We start from the raw sequence: 15,649 nt of genomic DNA on the forward strand, positions 1-15,649 counted from the left end.
TATGCATATGCATAACAGCGGCCGCTATACTGTCGGGCGATGATCGGCGTCGCGCCCGCACGGGCGGCAGCACGATGACGATGAAACCGAAAGGAGGCAACGATGCGGATTCTGGTGGTAGGGGCCGGCGCGGTCGGCGGATACTTCGGCGGCCGGCTGGCTGCGGCGGGGCGCGACGTGACGTTCCTGGTGCGCGACGGCCGCGCGGCCGCGCTTGCGCGCGACGGGTTGCTGATTCGCAGCCCGCGCGGCGACCTGACGCTCGCGAACGTGCAGACCATCCGCGCGGGCGACGCGGGCGCCGGCGTCGCGCCGTTCGATCTCGTGCTGCTGAGCTGCAAGGCGTACAGCCTCGACGACGCGATTGCATCGTTCGCGCCGTTCGTCGGCCCGCAGACGCTGATCCTGCCGATGCTCAACGGGATGCGTCACGTCGACGTGCTGCGCGAGCGTTTCGGCGCGTCGCAGGTGCTCGGCGGGTTGTGCGTGATCGCGGCGACGCTCGATCGCGAGCAGCGCATCGTGCACCTGAACGACACGCACGGCGTGTCGTTCGGCGAACTGGCCGGCGGCGAATCGCCGCGCGTGCGCGCGGTGGCCGACGTGCTCGGCGGCGCGGGCTTCGACGCGACGCTCAGCGACGACATCACCGCGCGGATGTGGGACAAGTGGGTGTTTCTCGCGACGCTCGCCGCGAGCACGTCGCTGTTTCGCGGGTCGATCGGCGACATTCTCGCCGCGCCGGACGGCCGCCGCCTGCTCGAAACGATGCTCGCCGAATGCAGCGCGATCGCCGAATACAACGGCCACCGGCCCGACCCGGCGGCCAGCGAGCGGATGCAGCGGATGGTGCTGACGCCGTCGCCGCTGACCGCGTCGATGCTGCGCGACGTCGAGAACCATGCGCGCGTCGAAGCCGATCACGTGATCGGCGACCTGCTCGCGCGACGCGACCCGCAGGCGGCCGATACGCTGTCGCTGCTGCGGATCGCGTACAACCACCTGAAGGCGTACGAGGTGCGCACGGCGCGCGAGCACGCGGCGGCGTAAGCCGGCGAGGGCGGCCGCCGCGCCGTTCCGCGCTGCAACAAATTTGCCGTCCGACGCCATTCCCGCGCGCGGGCGGCAAAAAAGTATCGAAAATCAGGCGTAAAGTTGGTGGAGCCGCGCGCTCGATCGACCTACATTGCTTCCCATGCGACCGGTCGCCGTGCCGCGCGAAACACGCGGCACGCGCGCCCAGCCGAACAGGCCGGCCAGCAATATATGGGAATGGAGACGCCAACATGATGCACCCCGATCTCGAAGTGGTCGAAGTGCGACGCGACGAGTCGTTCAAGGTCTGGTCGCACGGCTATCCGTATCGCACGATCCGCTGGCATTTCCATCCCGAATTCGAGCTGCACCTGATCGTCGCGACGCACGGCAAGTATTTCGTCGGCGATCACATCGGCTCGTTCGGCCCGGGCCATCTCGTGCTGCTCGGCCCGAACCTGCCGCACAACTGGGTCAGCGACATGGCCGAAGGCGAAACCGTCGAGCGCCGCAATCTCGTGATCCAGTTCGATCCGTCGTTCGTGCGTCGCTGCATGGACGCATTCCCCGAATGCCGCGACGCGCAGGCGCTGCTCGACGACGCGCGGCGCGGAGTCGGCTTCGACACCGCGACGAGCGCCGCGATCGCGCCGTTGTTCGACGAACTGCTGACCGCGCGCGGCATGCGCCGCATCGCGCTGTTCATGACGATCCTCGAACGGCTGTGCGGCGCGGCGGAGCGCACGCTGCTCGCGAGCCCCGCGTACGACCAGGCCGACGTCACGCCGACACGGCTCAGCCACGCGCTGTCGTATATCGGCAAGAACCTCGCTTCCGAGCTGCGCGAATCCGATCTCGCGCAACTGACCGGGCAGAGCGTCAGCGCGTTCTCGCGCGCGTTCCATCGCCATACGGGCATGCCGTTCGTCCAGTACGTGAATCGTCTGCGGATCGAATCCGCGTGCCAGATGCTGCTCGCCGACGACGCAAGCATCACCGACATCTGTTTCCAGGCCGGCTTCAATAACGTGTCGAACTTCAACCGCCAGTTCCGCGCGGTGAAGGGAATGGCGCCGTCCGAATTCCGCGCGCTGCAGCGCCTGAACGTGCGCAGCCGCGAGCTGGCGCTGCACGCGGCGCCGACCGGTAACCCGCTGCCGCCGCGCGTGCTGACGCCCGGTGCGCCCGAACTCATGCCGCAGCCCGGATGATCGCCGGGCCGCCGCCCGCCCGAGTTTTACCCGCCGTTTCACCCAGCCGATCGCGTCGCTCACGTCGCGAGGGGCGCATTCACCCACGAAAAAGCCGCACACAATTCTGGAGACACCGTCATGACGCACGCATCGCCCGCTTCATCCCCCCGTCGCGCCGCCCGCCTGGCGGCCGTTGCCGCGCTCGCCGTCGCGGCGCTGTTGCCCGCCGCGGCCGCGCATGCCGCGCCGCTGCGGATCGGCATGACGTTCCAGGAACTGAACAACCCGTACTTCGTGACGATGCAAAAGGCGCTGAACGACGCGGCCGCGTCGATCGGTGCGCAGGTCGTCGTCACCGACGCGCATCACGACGTCAGCAAGCAGGTGAGCGACGTCGAGGACATGCTGCAGAAGAAGATCGACATCCTGCTCGTGAACCCGACCGATTCGACCGGCATCCAGTCGGCGATCACGCAGGCGAAGAAGGCCGGCGCGGTGGTCGTCGCCGTCGACGCGAACGCGAACGGCCCGGTCGATTCGTTCGTCGGCTCGAAGAATTACGACGCGGGCGTGATGTCGTGCGAATACCTCGCGAAGGCGATCGGCGGCAGCGGCGAGGTCGCGATCCTCGACGGCATTCCGGTCGTGCCGATTCTCGAACGCGTGCGCGGCTGCAAGGCCGGACTCGCGAAATTCCCGAACGTGAAGCTCGTCGATACGCAGAACGGCAAGCAGGAGCGCGCGACCGCGCTGTCAGTCACCGAGAACATGATCTCCGCGCATCCGAACCTGAAGGGCCTCTTCAGCGTGAACGACGGCGGCTCGATGGGCGCGCTCGCCGCGATCGAGGGGTCCGGCAAGGACATCAAGCTGACGAGCGTCGACGGCGCGCCCGAGGCGATCGCCGCGATCCAGAAGCCGAACTCGAAGTTCATCGAGACGACCGCGCAGTTCCCGGCCGACCAGGTGCGCATCGCGCTCGGCATCGCGATCGCGCGCAAGTGGGGCGCGACGGTGCCGAAGGCGATCCCCGTCGACGTGAGGGTCGTCGATCGCGGCAACGCGAAGGGTTTCAGCTGGTGAACGACGTGCGACGCGACGCGAAGGGCGGCGGCGCGGCCGACGCCCTTCGCACGGAGAAGCCGATGGACACGATACTCAGGCTCAGCCACATCACGAAAAGCTTTCCCGGCGTGAAGGCGCTGTCCGACATTCATCTGGAGATCGCGCGCGGCGAGATCCATGCGCTGCTCGGCGAGAACGGCGCGGGCAAGTCGACGTTGATGAAGATCCTGTGCGGCATCCACCCGCCGGATGCCGGCACGATCGAGATCGACGGCGCCGCGCGCCATTTCGCGGACTATCACGACGCAGTCGCGGCCGGCGTCGGCATCGTGTTCCAGGAGTTCAGCCTGATTCCGCACCTCGATGCCGTCGACAACCTGTTCCTCGGCCGCGAGCTGCGCAACCGCTGGGGCGCGCGCGACCGCAAGCGGATGCGCGCCGCGGCGGCGAGCATCTTCGCGCGGCTCGGCGTGGCGATCGATCTCGATGCGCCGATCCGCACGCTGTCGGTCGCGCAGCAGCAGTTCGTCGAGATCGGCAAGGCGCTGTCGCTCGACGCGCGCATCCTGATCCTCGACGAACCGACCGCGACGCTCACGCCGGCCGAGGCCGAGCACCTGTTCGCGATCATGCGCGAGCTGAAGCGGCAGGGCGTCGCGATGATCTTCATCTCGCATCACCTCGACGAGATCTTCGCGGTGTGCGACCGGATCACGGTGCTGCGCGACGGCCAGTACGTCGCGACGACCGAGGTCGCGCACACCGACGTCGAGCAACTGGTGCGCATGATGGTCGGCCGCCGGATCGAGAGCAGCTTTCCGCCGAAGCCGGTCTTGCCGGCCGACGCGCCGGCCGTGCTCGAAGTCGATGCGCTGCAGATCGAGCGCGACGGCCCGGTGAACCGCTTTGCGTTGCGTGAAGGCGAGATCCTGGGTTTCGCGGGCCTGGTCGGCTCGGGCCGCACGGAAACCGCGCTCGCGGTGATCGGCGCGACGCGTGCGCATCGCAAGGCACTGCGCGTGCGCGGCGCGGCGGCGAAGCTCGCCGATCCGGCCGACGCACTGCGTGCGGGCATCGGCATCCTGCCGGAAAGCCGCAAGACGGAAGGGCTCGTCACGTCGTTCTCGATTCGCGACAACATCTCGCTGAACAACCTCGGCAAGTACCGGTCGATGCGCTGGCTGATCGACCGGCGCGGCGAGGCGCGCACCACGCACGACGTGATGCGGCGCGTCGGCGTGAAGGCGCCGTCGATCCACACCGAGGTCGCGACGCTGTCCGGCGGCAACCAGCAGAAGGTCGTGATCGCGCGCTGGCTGAACCATCACACGTCGGTGCTGATCTTCGACGAGCCGACGCGCGGCATCGACGTCGGCGCGAAAGCCGAAATCTACGGGCTGATGCGCGAACTCACCGCGCGCGGCTACGCCATCATCATGATCTCGTCCGAATTGCCGGAAATCGTCGGCATGTGCGATCGCGTCGCCGTGTTCCGGCAGGGCCGCATCGAAGCGACGCTCGCCGGCGACGAGATCGATCCCGACACGGTCATGACCTATGCCACGACCGGCACGCGAGGAGCGACCCATGAACCTGCCTGATTCTTCTTCCACGCGTTCGACGACGCTCGCGGCCACCGCCGGAAACGGCGATGCGCCGCCGCCCCGCGCGATGTGGGCGCAGCTACGCCGCTCGACGCTGTTCTATCCGCTCGTCGGCCTGATCGTCGTATGCATCGCGATGATGATCGCGAGCCCGAGCTTCCTGTCGGCCGCGAACCTCGAGAACGTGCTGCGCCAGGTGTCGATCAACGCGATCATCGCGGTCGGCATGACCTGCGTGATCCTGACGGGGGGGATCGACCTGTCGGTCGGCTCGGTGATGGCGCTGTCGGGCACGCTCGCGGCCGGGCTGATGGTCGCGGGCGTCAACGCGGTCGCCGCGCTCGCGATCGGCATCGCGGTCGGGCTCGGCTTCGGCTTCCTGAACGGCGTGTTCGTCGCGTTCGCGGGGATGCCGCCGATCATCGTCACGCTTGCGACGATGGGCATCGCGCGCGGCCTCGCGCTGATCTATACGGGCGGCTATCCGATCGACGGGCTGCCCGACTGGGTCGCGTTCTTCGGCAGCGGCAAGGTGCTCGGCATCCAGGCGCCGGTGCTGATCATGCTGGTGGTCTATGCGATCGCATGGCTGCTGCTCGACCGGATGCCGTTCGGCCGCTACGTGTACGCGATCGGCGGCAACGAGCAGGCGACGCGGCTCACCGGCGTGCGGGTCGCACGCGTGAAGCTGATCGTCTACACGCTGGCCGGGCTCACGTCGGCGCTCGCCGCGATCGTGCTGACCGGGCGCTTGATGAGCGGGCAGCCGAACGCGGGCGTGGGCTTCGAGCTCGACGCGATCGCGGCCGTCGTGATGGGCGGCACGTCGATCTCCGGCGGGCGCGGCGCGATCCTCGGCACGCTGGTCGGCGCGCTGCTGCTCGGCGTGCTCAACAACGGGCTGAACATGATCGGCGTGAACCCGTACGTGCAGAACGTGATCAAGGGCGGAATCATTCTGCTCGCGATCTACATCAGCCGCGAGCGATCGCGGTAACTATTGATTAATCCGGTATCCGAATCACTCATAAAAGAGACAACCCATGACGACACCCGAAGCCCAGCCGCGCATGACCGCGGTCGTCTGCCACGGCCCCGAGGACTATCGCGTCGAACAGGTCGCGATGCCGCGCGCCGGTACGAACGAGCTCGTGATCCGCATCGCCGCGTGCGGGATCTGCGCGAGCGACTGCAAGTGCTACACCGGCGCCAAGATGTTCTGGGGCGGACCGAGCCCGTGGGTGAAGGCGCCGGTGATTCCCGGCCATGAATTCTTCGGCTATGTCGAGGCGCTCGGCGACGGCGCGGCCGAGCATTTCGGCGTCGCGTTGGGCGACCGCGTGATCGCCGAGCAGATCGTGCCGTGCGGCAAGTGCCGCTATTGCAAGTCGGGCCAGTACTGGATGTGCGAGGTGCACAACATCTTCGGCTTCCAGCGCGAGGTCGCCGACGGCGGGATGGCCGAGTACATGCGCATTCCGCCGACCGCGATCGTCCACAAGATTCCGCTTGGCGTATCGCTCGAGGACGCGGCGATCATCGAGCCGCTGTCGTGCGCGATTCATACGGTGAACCGCGGGGACGTCCAGCTCGACGACGTCGTCGTGATCGCCGGCGCGGGCCCACTCGGGCTGATGATGACGCAGGTCGCGCACCTGAAGACGCCGAAGAAGCTCGTCGTGATCGACCTGATCGACGAACGGCTCGAACTCGCGCGCCAGTACGGCGCCGACGTGACGATCAACCCGCAGCGCGACGACGCGCGCGAGATCGTCCGCGCGCTGACCGACGGCTACGGCTGCGACGTGTACATCGAGACGACCGGCGCGCCGGTCGGCGTGAACCAGGGGCTCGACCTGATCCGCAAGCTCGGCCGCTTCGTCGAATTCAGCGTGTTCGGCGAGGATGCGACCGTCGACTGGTCGATCATCGGGGACCGCAAGGAACTCGACGTACGCGGCGCGCACCTCGGGCCCTACTGCTATCCGGTCGCGATCGACCTGCTCGCGCGCGGGCTCGTCACATCGAAGGGCATCGTCACGCACGGTTTCGCGCTCGAGGACTGGGACGACGCGATCCGCGTCGCGAAATCGCCCGAATCGATCAAGGTGCTGCTGAAGCCGGCCCGCTGACGGCCGGCGTGCGCCTCACCGGAGACATCATGGAATACGTGATAGGCGTCGACATCGGCACGCAGAGCACCAAGGCGCTGTTGGTCGACCGGCACGGCACGATCGTCGCGCGGCGCTCGGCCGGCTACCAGCCCGATACGCCGCGCCCGCTGTGGGCCGAGCAGTGGCCGCAGGTGTGGTTCGACGCGGTGCGCGACTGCATCGCCGGCTGCGTGAGCGATGCGCGCGTGCAGGGCGTGCCGGCCGATGCGATCCGGGCGGTGTGCGTGAGCAGCCTGTACGGCGGCTCGGGCATCCCGGTCGACATCGACATGCGGCCGCTGCATCCGTGCCTGATCTGGATGGACCGGCGCGCGACCGCGGAAGTCGACTGGGTCAACGCACACGTGAACGTCGAGCGGCTGCGCGTGATCACCGGCAACGGCGTCGACAGTTACTACGGCTTCACCAAGATGCTGTGGCTGCGCGACCGGCGGCCGGACGTTTGGGCGAACGTGCGCTATTTCCTGCCGCCGAACGCGTACGTGATCTACCTGCTGACCGGCGAAGTCGCGGTCGATCACAGTTCGGCCGGCAATATCGGCGGCGTGTACGACGTCGCGCGCCGCGAGTGGTCCGACGATGCGCTCGACATGCTCGGCATTCCGGCGACGATGATGCCGGAACGGCTGGTCGATTCGACGGACGTCGTCGGCGGGTTGCTGTCGCAATGGACCGCGCCACTCGGGCTGCCGGCCGGCACGCCCGTCGTCGCGGGCGGCGTCGATGCGGCGGTCGCGACCTTCGCGGCCGGCGCGACGCGTACCGGGCAGCACGTCGCGATGATCGGCACCAGCATGTGCTGGGGCTACGTGAACCGGCACGTCGATGCGCGGCACGGCCTCGTCAGCATGCCGCACGTGTTCGACGGGCAGCGCGACCTGTACGTGTTCGGCGGCGCGATCACGGCCGGCGCGTCGGTCGCGTGGTTTCGCGACCAGTTCTGTCACGCGGAAATCGATGCGGCGCGGCTGCTGCCGCACGGCGATCCGCACGCGCTGCTCGAGGAGGCGGCCGAGCGCGTGCCGGCCGGCGCGGACGGCGTGCTGTTCCTGCCGTATCTGATGGGCGAGCGCAGCCCGGTGTGGGATGCGAAGGCGAGCGGCGCGTTCGTCGGGCTGAGCCTCGCGCACACGCGTGCGCATCTTTATCGTGCGGTGCTCGAAGGCGTCGCGTTCGCGTTGCGTCACAACATCGAGGCCGGCCGTCGTGGCGCGGTGGCGCTGGACGATCGACTGATCGTCGTCGGCGGGGCCGCGCATTCGGCGCTGTGGATGCAGATCATCGCGGACGTGACGGGTTTTCCGGTGTGGACGATCGAGCAGGACGTCGAAGCCGCGATGGGCGCCGCGTTGCTGGCGGGTGTGGGTGTGGGGCTGGTGTCGCGCGATGACGCGCAGGGCGGCTGGGTCACGCTCGTCGAGCGCGCGCGGCCCGATGCCGAGCGCGCGAAAACGTATGACGCGCGTTTTGCGCTCTACACGGCGCTGTATCCGGCGCTCAAGCCGATCATGCACAAGCTGGGCACGTCATCATGAACACACGATTCGATTTCAGCGGGTCAACGGTGCTCGTCACGGGCGCATCGAGCGGCATCGGCCGCGCGTGCGCGATCGCGCTGGCGCACGCAGGCGCGCGCGTCATCGCTGCAGCGCGAGACATGGCCGCGCTCGACGCGCTCGCCGGCGAGATTGCGTGCGATACGTTGCGCATGGATGTCGGCGGCGACCAACACGCGATCGATGCCGCGCTCGATGAGTACGATGCATTCGACGGCCTCGTCAATTGCGCGGGAATCGCGTCGCTCGAACCGGCGCTCGATGTCGACGCCGCGCATTTCGATCGCGTGATGGCCGTCAATGCGCGCGGCGCGGCGCTCGTCGCGCGGGCGGTGGCGCGCAAGATGATCGAGCGCGACGGACGCGGCGCGGCGAACGCACGGGGCAGCATCGTCAACGTGTCGAGTCAGGCGGCGCTCGTCGGCCTGCCCGCGCATCTGAGCTATTGCGCGTCGAAGGCGGCGATGGACGCGATCACGCGCGTGCTGTGCATCGAACTCGGGCCGTACGGCATTCGTGTGAACAGCGTGAACCCGACCGTCACGCTCACGCCGATGGCGCAGTTCGCGTGGAGCGCACCGGAAAAGCGCGCGCCGATGCTGGCCGCGATTCCGCTCGGCCGGTTCGCGCAGCCGGACGAAGTCGTCGAGCCGATCCTGTTTTTGCTGAGCGACGCGGCGTCGATGATCAGCGGCGTGTCGTTGCCGATCGACGGCGGGTATACCGCACGCTAGACCGCGTCACGGCAGTCGCGGGTCGAGTGCGCGGCGCGGCCGGCGCGCGGCTAGACCGGATCCTTGCTCGGCGGTCCGTCCGGCTGCTGCGGGTTGTCGTGATGGCCGGGCGGCGACGAGAACGGATCGTCTTCCGGATCGCGGTTCGGGTCGGCCGGTGGTTCGGGCGTCGGGGTCGTGTGGTCGCTCATGGAGAACTCGTGCAGTGCGTGACGGCGGTGGCGCGGCGGACGTGCCTCGTCTTCGTTATAGCCAATCGGTCGCGCGTTTGCAGCGGGATTCTTGCGATGGCTTGTCGATCGTCGGAGAAATCCGCCTATTGGCAGGGTTCGTGCGGGAACGTGCGGGCCCGCGCAATCAATGTCAGCGCAAATCCGCCGGTGTATCGACGTCGCGCAGGATGCCGGGATCGTCGACGTCGAGCAGGGCCACCGGCGCGCTGGCGAACAGTGCGCGAGCGCCCGCGTCGCCGTCGAGAGTGGCGAGCGCCTCGAAGTGGTGCGCGGCGAAACCGACCGGATGGCCGCGCACGCCGCGATGCGCGGGTGCGACGATCGACGCGCCGTCGGCGTCGAGCGCGCGTGTGACCGTTTCGTAAGTGGAAGCCGCGATCCACGGCATGTCGCCGAGCGCGACGAGCCAGCCGCTCGCATCGGGCGCGGTGCGAACGCCGGCCGCGAGGCTCGCGCCCATGCCGCGCAACGCGTCGGGGGCATAGACGACCTGACAGCCGGCTTCGTTCAGCAGGATCGCGAGCTTTTCGGCGCCGGGCCGCACGATGGCGATCACGTCGGCGGTGGCGGCCGCGAGACGGCGGGCGGCGGCGACTGCGACCGGCGTGCCGTCGGGAAGCCGAGCGAGCAGCTTGCTGTGCAGGCCGCTCGGGTCGAAGCGTTGACCAAGGCCGCCGGCGAGCAGGACGCCGGTGGCGAGTGACGCATAGGACATCGGCGCGGGGGGAATGAGACAGGTGCTGCGATTGTGCGGGAGCACACGGGGATCGGCAAGTGACGATGTTACCGAGTCACGTAAGCCGGATCGGGAAAACCGTCATCGCGACGCTTCGTCGAGCAGGCTTTCCTCGACAGGACCGTAAATTGCGTGCGATTCGTTCTGAATGGCGGCCCAATAGCGGTCGCCGAACGACCAATGCCACCATTCGGACGGGTAATTCGTGAAGCCGGCGCGGATCGGCGCGTCGATCAGGATCTGGCGGTTTCGCGCGGCCGCGCGGCTGATGAACGGGGTGCGCGTGTAGCAGGCGCCGGGCGATTCCCGATCGCTGGCGTTCACGATGGTGCCCAAATCGGCTTCGATGCCGTCTGCCGATATCAGCGTGAGGTCGATGGCGGCGCCAGTCGGATGGGCGGCGACTTCCGGCGGCGCGACCTAGTGGTTCGCGAGTTCGTACAGGGCTTCGTCGGACGGTGGCGGAGCGTGCGACGCAGATGCGCGACGTGGGCGGTGAAAGAGTCGCGTTGCAGCGCCAGCGGGCGATGGCCTTCCTTCACGTCCAGGCGCAGGCCGGCCGGGAGCGTGTGCGAGGCGGGCGTTGGCCAGCCGTTCGGCGACGCCGCGGCGCACCTTCAGGACATGCGGGCTCGCGTTGTCGACGCGGGCGCGGCTCAAGTCGACGGCGATGCGGTCGTGGAAGGTAGCGAGATCGACGCCCCCTTGGTGCGACTCCTGCCGGGCGATCGACCGGACGGCGGGATCGGAGAGCGGAATCACGGTAGCGGGCAGGTGGCGAGGACGGTTGCGGGCCGCTGGCCGATGTCGATTAGGGGTGCGGTCGTTTTGGTCGGACCAATCGCCAATATGCCGGAGTCGGGTGGAAGGCGCGGCGCGGTTTGACCTGCGAGCGCGAACGACGTTTACCAAAGCGTCTTGACGTGTGCGTATGCGCGGATTTTTTCGTCGCGGGTGACGAGCGGCGCGCCGAGCCGCCGCGCGGTCGCGACGATCATGCGATCGGCCGGATCCTTGTGGAACGTGCCGGGCAGGTCGGCGGATTTCGCGGCGATGTCGGCATCGACGGGCACGAAGCGCATGCCGTCGATTTGCGCGACGGCGGCGAGCCACGCGTCGACATCCATCGTCAGGGCGAGGCGGTCGTTGCGCACCAGCATCGCGATTTCCCACGCGGAGATCGCGGATGCCGCGAGCGCGCCTTCGCTCCGTGCACGATCGATCGCGCTTCGCGCTTTCTTGCCGAGCGCAGGGTCGCCCGCTACCCACCATACCAATGCATGTGTATCCAGCACGATCACCGCGACGCCTCCCAATCATCTTCCGCAATCGGATCGAGAGGATTGTCGTAGCGCATGACCGAACCGCGCAATATGTCCAACGGCTGAGCTTCGCGCGAGCGATACGGGCGGATCTCGAGCGTCGGTTTGCCGTGATCGGTGACGATCAGGCTTTCGCCCGACGCCTCGACGAGCCGGAAGTATTCGAGTGCGCGAGCCTTGAATTCGGATTTCGATACGGGAGCGTGCGGCATCATGATATGTTCATGGTCATCGGACTATGGTCATTTTAGACCCGCATTCCGATGCGGCGCAAGCACCCGGGGCGGCAGGCGCGCGACCGAAAGAGGGGGCATCGGCGTCACAGTGTGCGTCGGCGTGCTTTCCGGGCCAGGTTGTGACTGGAGTCTAGGGAGTTCCCTAGCGCCCGCCATGGTTGCCGTTTTGGGCTATGGCCTCCCGGGCGCGAGTTCATATTATCGGAGCTCGCCAGGATCGAGATGCGGTCGGTCGTAACGAATCAGCGGCGCGATCGTCGGCGCCGGTTGCAGGGATGGCCGTTTGCGTGCGGCCTTGGCGGGTATGGGCGCACGGCCGACGGGCCTGTTCCCGCACAAGCCAGGGAGGCCCAGCGTGCTAGAGGACAAAGACACAAGCCGGCTCGTTGCTCACGGAGAACGCGTTAAAAAAAGTGGCGTGCTCGGAAAATCGTCGCAGATCAATCGTTTTTTCGAATTGCTGCTCGAACGCTCGCTGGCCGACGCCGCACCGAAGGAAATCGAGATTGCGCAAACGGTCTTCGGCAAATCCATCGGCGTGGATCTTGCCGCCGATGCGACCGTGAGGGTGCACGCGCACCGGCTACGAAAGAAACTCGAGGAACTGCCTCCGGACGAGCATGGCGAACGCCTGGCCCTTCCGCGTGGGGAATATCGGCTCGTCGTCATTCCGCCGGTTGCGACCGAGGCAGGCGATCGTGCCGTGCCGCCCCGCCGCCTGCCGCACGCCGCCAGGGTGTGGGTTGCAGGGGGCGCCATGCTTCTCGTCGGGCTCAATCTGATTTGCTGGAACTGGTTCGCGAGCAAGCCCGCCGGAGATGCTCGCCTCGATACCAATCTCTGGAGTGCGCTGGCGGGGAGTCATATTCCGACTCTTGTCGTTTACGGTGGTGACTACGTTTTCGGCGAGCTGGATTCCAGCAACGAGGTTTCCCGCCTGATACTCGACCCCCGAATTCACTCTGCCGATGAGCTGGGTCAGTACAAATCGCGGACCCCGGGCGCGAATCAAAAATATATCGACCTGAATACCTATACCCTTCCTGAGGGTGTGGCGCCGGCCATGGCTGCCATTACTCCCATCATTGCGACCGCGCGAGCCGGCGAACTGCCGTCTCTGCAATCCATCGCGATGTCGCGCTTTACCAACAATATGTTGCGGACTCACGATCTCGTCTACGTTGGCTTGTTCAGGAGTCTGGCGGATCTGAAAGAACCGCTTTGCGATATTTCGGGTTTCTCTCTGTCGGACGATGGCGACACGCTTGTCGATCGGGCGAGTGGGAATCAGTTTCAATCCGATTGGGACAACCCTTCGACCGAGGGGATCATGCGTCGTGACTATGCATATATAGCCAGCTTTCCCGGCTCATCGGGAAATCATATCGTCGTTATTGCAGGAACCAGGGATCCTGCGCTTATGGAGGCGATACATGTTGCGTCGAATAAATCCGAACTGGATAAGCTGAAAACGAGCCTCGGCGCTGACAACGCATTTGAAGCGCTGTACGAGGTCCGTACATTCGGGCCGTCGAATGTCGGCAACAAGCTGGTCATTGTGCGTCATCTCAAGGTGGGCCAGATGTGGCCTGTAAGAGAAAGCGAGCTTGGTCCCAAAAAAACGGGGCCGGCCAACCAGTAAAAAACGAAATAGAAAATGGCGCTGCGTACGATGACCCATGGAGCCGGCCCGGGTTCGAGATCGTGGTGCGCAAGCGGGGCAGGAGCGCGGATGCCATGCATGTCGGAATCGATATCCCGGCGATACGCGTGCATCCGCAGTGCGACGGGGCCGGATTTAGCGCCCGATCGAAGCTGCTCGGTCACCCGAAAGCGCCAGAAAACCGTTCGTTAACCGTTCATCCACCGTACGTTACTGGCCTGCAGCGGGCCGGCAGACCACCATGGACGCACTATCCCGGCGGCCACGTCGTCTTCTGCGTCGAGCAGGCCGCCCGGTATAGACGGCACCTGACAAGAGCGGCGTGCGCGACGCGCGGCCCTGTCCTGGCTCGTGACAATATGCAATTCCGGAGACGAAGATGATAAATGAGATATGGAGCTCGATTGCTGATTTCTATGACCCGACCATCGGAATGCTGAGGCAGTGGGCATGGGGTCTTCCGATTTATTTTGTAGTGGTTGCATGGGTCGGAATCCTGGCAAAAAAGGAAAGAGGCCCCGTGACGTTGCGAGCGGTGGTGCAGTCCGTGTTTCCGAAGGATCAGTACGATCATGCATCGGCTCGTGTGGATCGATGGAACGGCATTATTCTTCTGGCGATCGGTTTTCCACTTTCCGTCTTCGTCGCAATCAATGCGATATCGGTCGCGGACAATCTGGCGGGTTTTCTGGCGACGCATTTCGGGGCGAAAGCATCTCTGATGCACACGGACTGGAAAATGGTCGCGGTGCAATTCATCGTATATTTTCTGACTTTGGATTTTGCCGGCTACTGGGTGCACCGTTGGTGCCACGAGGTTGCCGTCCTGTGGCCGCTGCACAAGCCGCACCATACAGCCGAAACGCTGACGCCATGGACGCTCTTTCGTCAACATCCGGTTGAATTCTTTTTTCTTAACACGATTCCCTCGTTCTTTGCCGGCGTGATGCTGGGATTGCTGCTTTACGCCACGGGAACCGCTGTCAATCCGGGAACCGTGACGATAATCGGAATCCAGGTGTACGTTTCCTTTTTTGTCGTCGACACGATGTCTCACGTCCACGTGCACGTTTCGTACGGTAACTGGGTGAATCGTATCGTCCTCGCACCCGTCATGCATAACCTCCATCACAGCATCGAGCTGCCGCATCGAGATAAAAATTACGGAGTTATCTTGACGATGTGGGACTGGATGTTCGGGACGCTCTATTTGCCGAAAAAGAACGAAACATGGCGCTGGGGGCTGAACGAAGTGGAGTTTGGGGAAAAGAATCCCCACAAAACCCTGAGAGGTTTCTATCTCGAGCCATTCGTTTCATTCTGGCAGGGTTTGCGTCAAATCGGCGCTCGCCAGGACACCGTGGCGTCGACCCACGAGTGAGTTTTCGCCGGCGGGCGGATACCCAGGTCGCACGCACGACTCGATATCGAACAGCGTCGTGCGTGCTCGTTGAAAAAATATCTTTCTTGAATATGCCAAAAGTTACCTATATCGAATCGAATGGCGACGAGCACGTCGTGCTTGCGCTGGACGGCGCCAATGCAATGGAGACCGCACTGGAAAACGGTGTGCCTGGTATCGACGGCTTTTGCGGCGGCCAGGCCTCATGTGCGACTTGCCATGTCTATGTCGACGAACCCTGGCTTGGCGCGATCGGCAAAGCCGATCCGGCGATCGAGCTTGCTCTTCTCGAGCCATTGGGGGCAACGCGGGAGAACAGCAGGCTGGCTTGTCAGATCAAGTTGACACGAGAGCTGCACGGCCTGGTGCTGAGAATGCCGGAGAAGCAAGGCTAGATCCCGAACCTGTTCCTGACGGCTCCGCGTATGTATTCCGACGGAGTACGACGGCGACGAACCCGGGCACGAAACACGGATCTTCGTGTTTCGTGCCCGACAGGCTTGTCATCCTCTTTAACGCACTTGCAGTCCGCGCTGCCCGGCAAATGATCCACCTCGTCGAACATCGGTCCGGCTGTGCGGTTGTTGATGCGACGGCTTGCCCGGCGAACGTCGTCCGCGAAGGCCGCTTGCGGCGCGCAAGTTGCGCGCCGATCCGGTTCGAGCCCATGGATCGCCAGGGTGTTTCCTCGGGAGA

At 65.7% G+C, this 15,649-nt stretch carries 15 protein-coding genes and 1 pseudogene; 11 read left to right on the top strand and 5 right to left on the bottom strand.

Annotated features, from left to right (window positions below):
- Positions 1–102: 102 nt before the first annotated feature.
- From panE to KR541_RS24435, 8 genes are all read left to right on the top strand, one after another.
- Positions 103–1,050, top strand: coding sequence for a 2-dehydropantoate 2-reductase (gene panE, locus KR541_RS24400; protein WP_050015073.1), 948 nt, complete (start codon positions 103–105; stop codon positions 1,048–1,050).
- A gap of 236 nt (positions 1,051–1,286) precedes the next feature.
- The gene (locus KR541_RS24405; protein WP_050015075.1) at positions 1,287–2,246 is read left to right on the top strand and encodes an AraC family transcriptional regulator; all 960 of its coding nucleotides are present in this window, start codon (positions 1,287–1,289) and stop codon (positions 2,244–2,246) included.
- A 120-nt stretch (positions 2,247–2,366) separates the two neighbouring features.
- Complete coding sequence (locus KR541_RS24410) at positions 2,367–3,311, top strand: substrate-binding domain-containing protein (RefSeq protein ID WP_216089853.1); 945 nt, start codon at positions 2,367–2,369, stop codon at positions 3,309–3,311.
- Positions 3,230–4,894, top strand: a complete 1,665-nt coding sequence (locus KR541_RS24415; RefSeq protein WP_414590625.1) for a sugar ABC transporter ATP-binding protein — start codon at positions 3,230–3,232, stop codon at positions 4,892–4,894. The genes KR541_RS24410 and KR541_RS24415 overlap by 82 nt, the downstream gene beginning before the upstream one ends.
- Positions 4,881–5,894 carry an ABC transporter permease gene (locus KR541_RS24420; RefSeq protein WP_034175227.1) on the top strand — a complete coding sequence of 338 codons (1,014 nt, stop codon included), beginning with the start codon at positions 4,881–4,883 and terminating at the stop codon, positions 5,892–5,894. The genes KR541_RS24415 and KR541_RS24420 overlap by 14 nt, the downstream gene beginning before the upstream one ends.
- A gap of 46 nt (positions 5,895–5,940) precedes the next feature.
- Positions 5,941–7,029, top strand: a complete 1,089-nt coding sequence (locus KR541_RS24425; protein ID WP_050015079.1) for an alcohol dehydrogenase catalytic domain-containing protein — start codon at positions 5,941–5,943, stop codon at positions 7,027–7,029.
- Positions 7,030–7,058: 29 nt separating this feature from the next.
- Positions 7,059–8,606, top strand: a complete 1,548-nt coding sequence (locus KR541_RS24430; protein WP_124555990.1) for an FGGY-family carbohydrate kinase — start codon at positions 7,059–7,061, stop codon at positions 8,604–8,606.
- Positions 8,603–9,361 (top strand): SDR family oxidoreductase, encoded by a 759-nt coding sequence (locus KR541_RS24435; RefSeq protein ID WP_204384372.1) that lies wholly within the window; start codon positions 8,603–8,605, stop codon positions 9,359–9,361. The genes KR541_RS24430 and KR541_RS24435 overlap by 4 nt, the downstream gene beginning before the upstream one ends.
- Positions 9,362–9,411: 50 nt before the next feature.
- Here the strand turns inward: KR541_RS24435 and KR541_RS24440 are convergent, their stop codons facing one another.
- From KR541_RS24440 to KR541_RS24460, 5 genes and pseudogenes are all read right to left on the bottom strand, one after another.
- Positions 9,412–9,552, bottom strand: a complete 141-nt coding sequence (locus KR541_RS24440) for a hypothetical protein (protein WP_012339712.1) — start codon at positions 9,550–9,552, stop codon at positions 9,412–9,414.
- A 172-nt stretch (positions 9,553–9,724) separates the two neighbouring features.
- Positions 9,725–10,309, bottom strand: a complete 585-nt coding sequence (locus KR541_RS24445; protein WP_176015821.1) for a nucleotidyltransferase family protein — start codon at positions 10,307–10,309, stop codon at positions 9,725–9,727.
- 102 nt (positions 10,310–10,411) lie between these two features.
- Positions 10,412–10,717, bottom strand: a pseudogene (locus KR541_RS36800) (M15 family metallopeptidase); the annotation flags it as partial.
- Between the two features lie 518 nt (positions 10,718–11,235).
- A complete protein-coding gene (locus tag KR541_RS24455) occupies positions 11,236–11,631 on the bottom strand; it encodes a type II toxin-antitoxin system VapC family toxin (RefSeq protein WP_050015092.1) in 396 nt (131 codons plus the stop codon).
- A complete protein-coding gene (locus KR541_RS24460) occupies positions 11,628–11,867 on the bottom strand; it encodes a type II toxin-antitoxin system Phd/YefM family antitoxin (protein ID WP_021158157.1) in 240 nt (79 codons plus the stop codon). The genes KR541_RS24455 and KR541_RS24460 overlap by 4 nt, the downstream gene beginning before the upstream one ends.
- 376 nt (positions 11,868–12,243) lie before the next feature.
- Here KR541_RS24460 and KR541_RS24465 point away from each other — a divergent pair, with 376 nt between their 5' ends.
- From KR541_RS24465 to KR541_RS24475, 3 genes are all read left to right on the top strand, one after another.
- On the top strand, positions 12,244–13,530 hold the full coding sequence (locus KR541_RS24465; RefSeq protein WP_150123368.1) for a helix-turn-helix domain-containing protein: 1,287 nt from the start codon (positions 12,244–12,246) through the stop codon (positions 13,528–13,530).
- A 400-nt stretch (positions 13,531–13,930) separates the two neighbouring features.
- Positions 13,931–14,932, top strand: a complete 1,002-nt coding sequence (locus tag KR541_RS24470) for a sterol desaturase family protein (protein ID WP_050017408.1) — start codon at positions 13,931–13,933, stop codon at positions 14,930–14,932.
- 62 nt (positions 14,933–14,994) lie between these two features.
- Positions 14,995–15,348 (top strand): 2Fe-2S iron-sulfur cluster-binding protein, encoded by a 354-nt coding sequence (locus tag KR541_RS24475; protein ID WP_235356302.1) that lies wholly within the window; start codon positions 14,995–14,997, stop codon positions 15,346–15,348.
- Positions 15,349–15,649 lie beyond the last annotated feature (301 nt).

Origin of the sequence: Burkholderia sola (genome assembly GCF_905400185.1) — a bacterium.
GTDB classification, from domain to species: domain Bacteria; phylum Pseudomonadota; class Gammaproteobacteria; order Burkholderiales; family Burkholderiaceae; genus Burkholderia; species Burkholderia sola.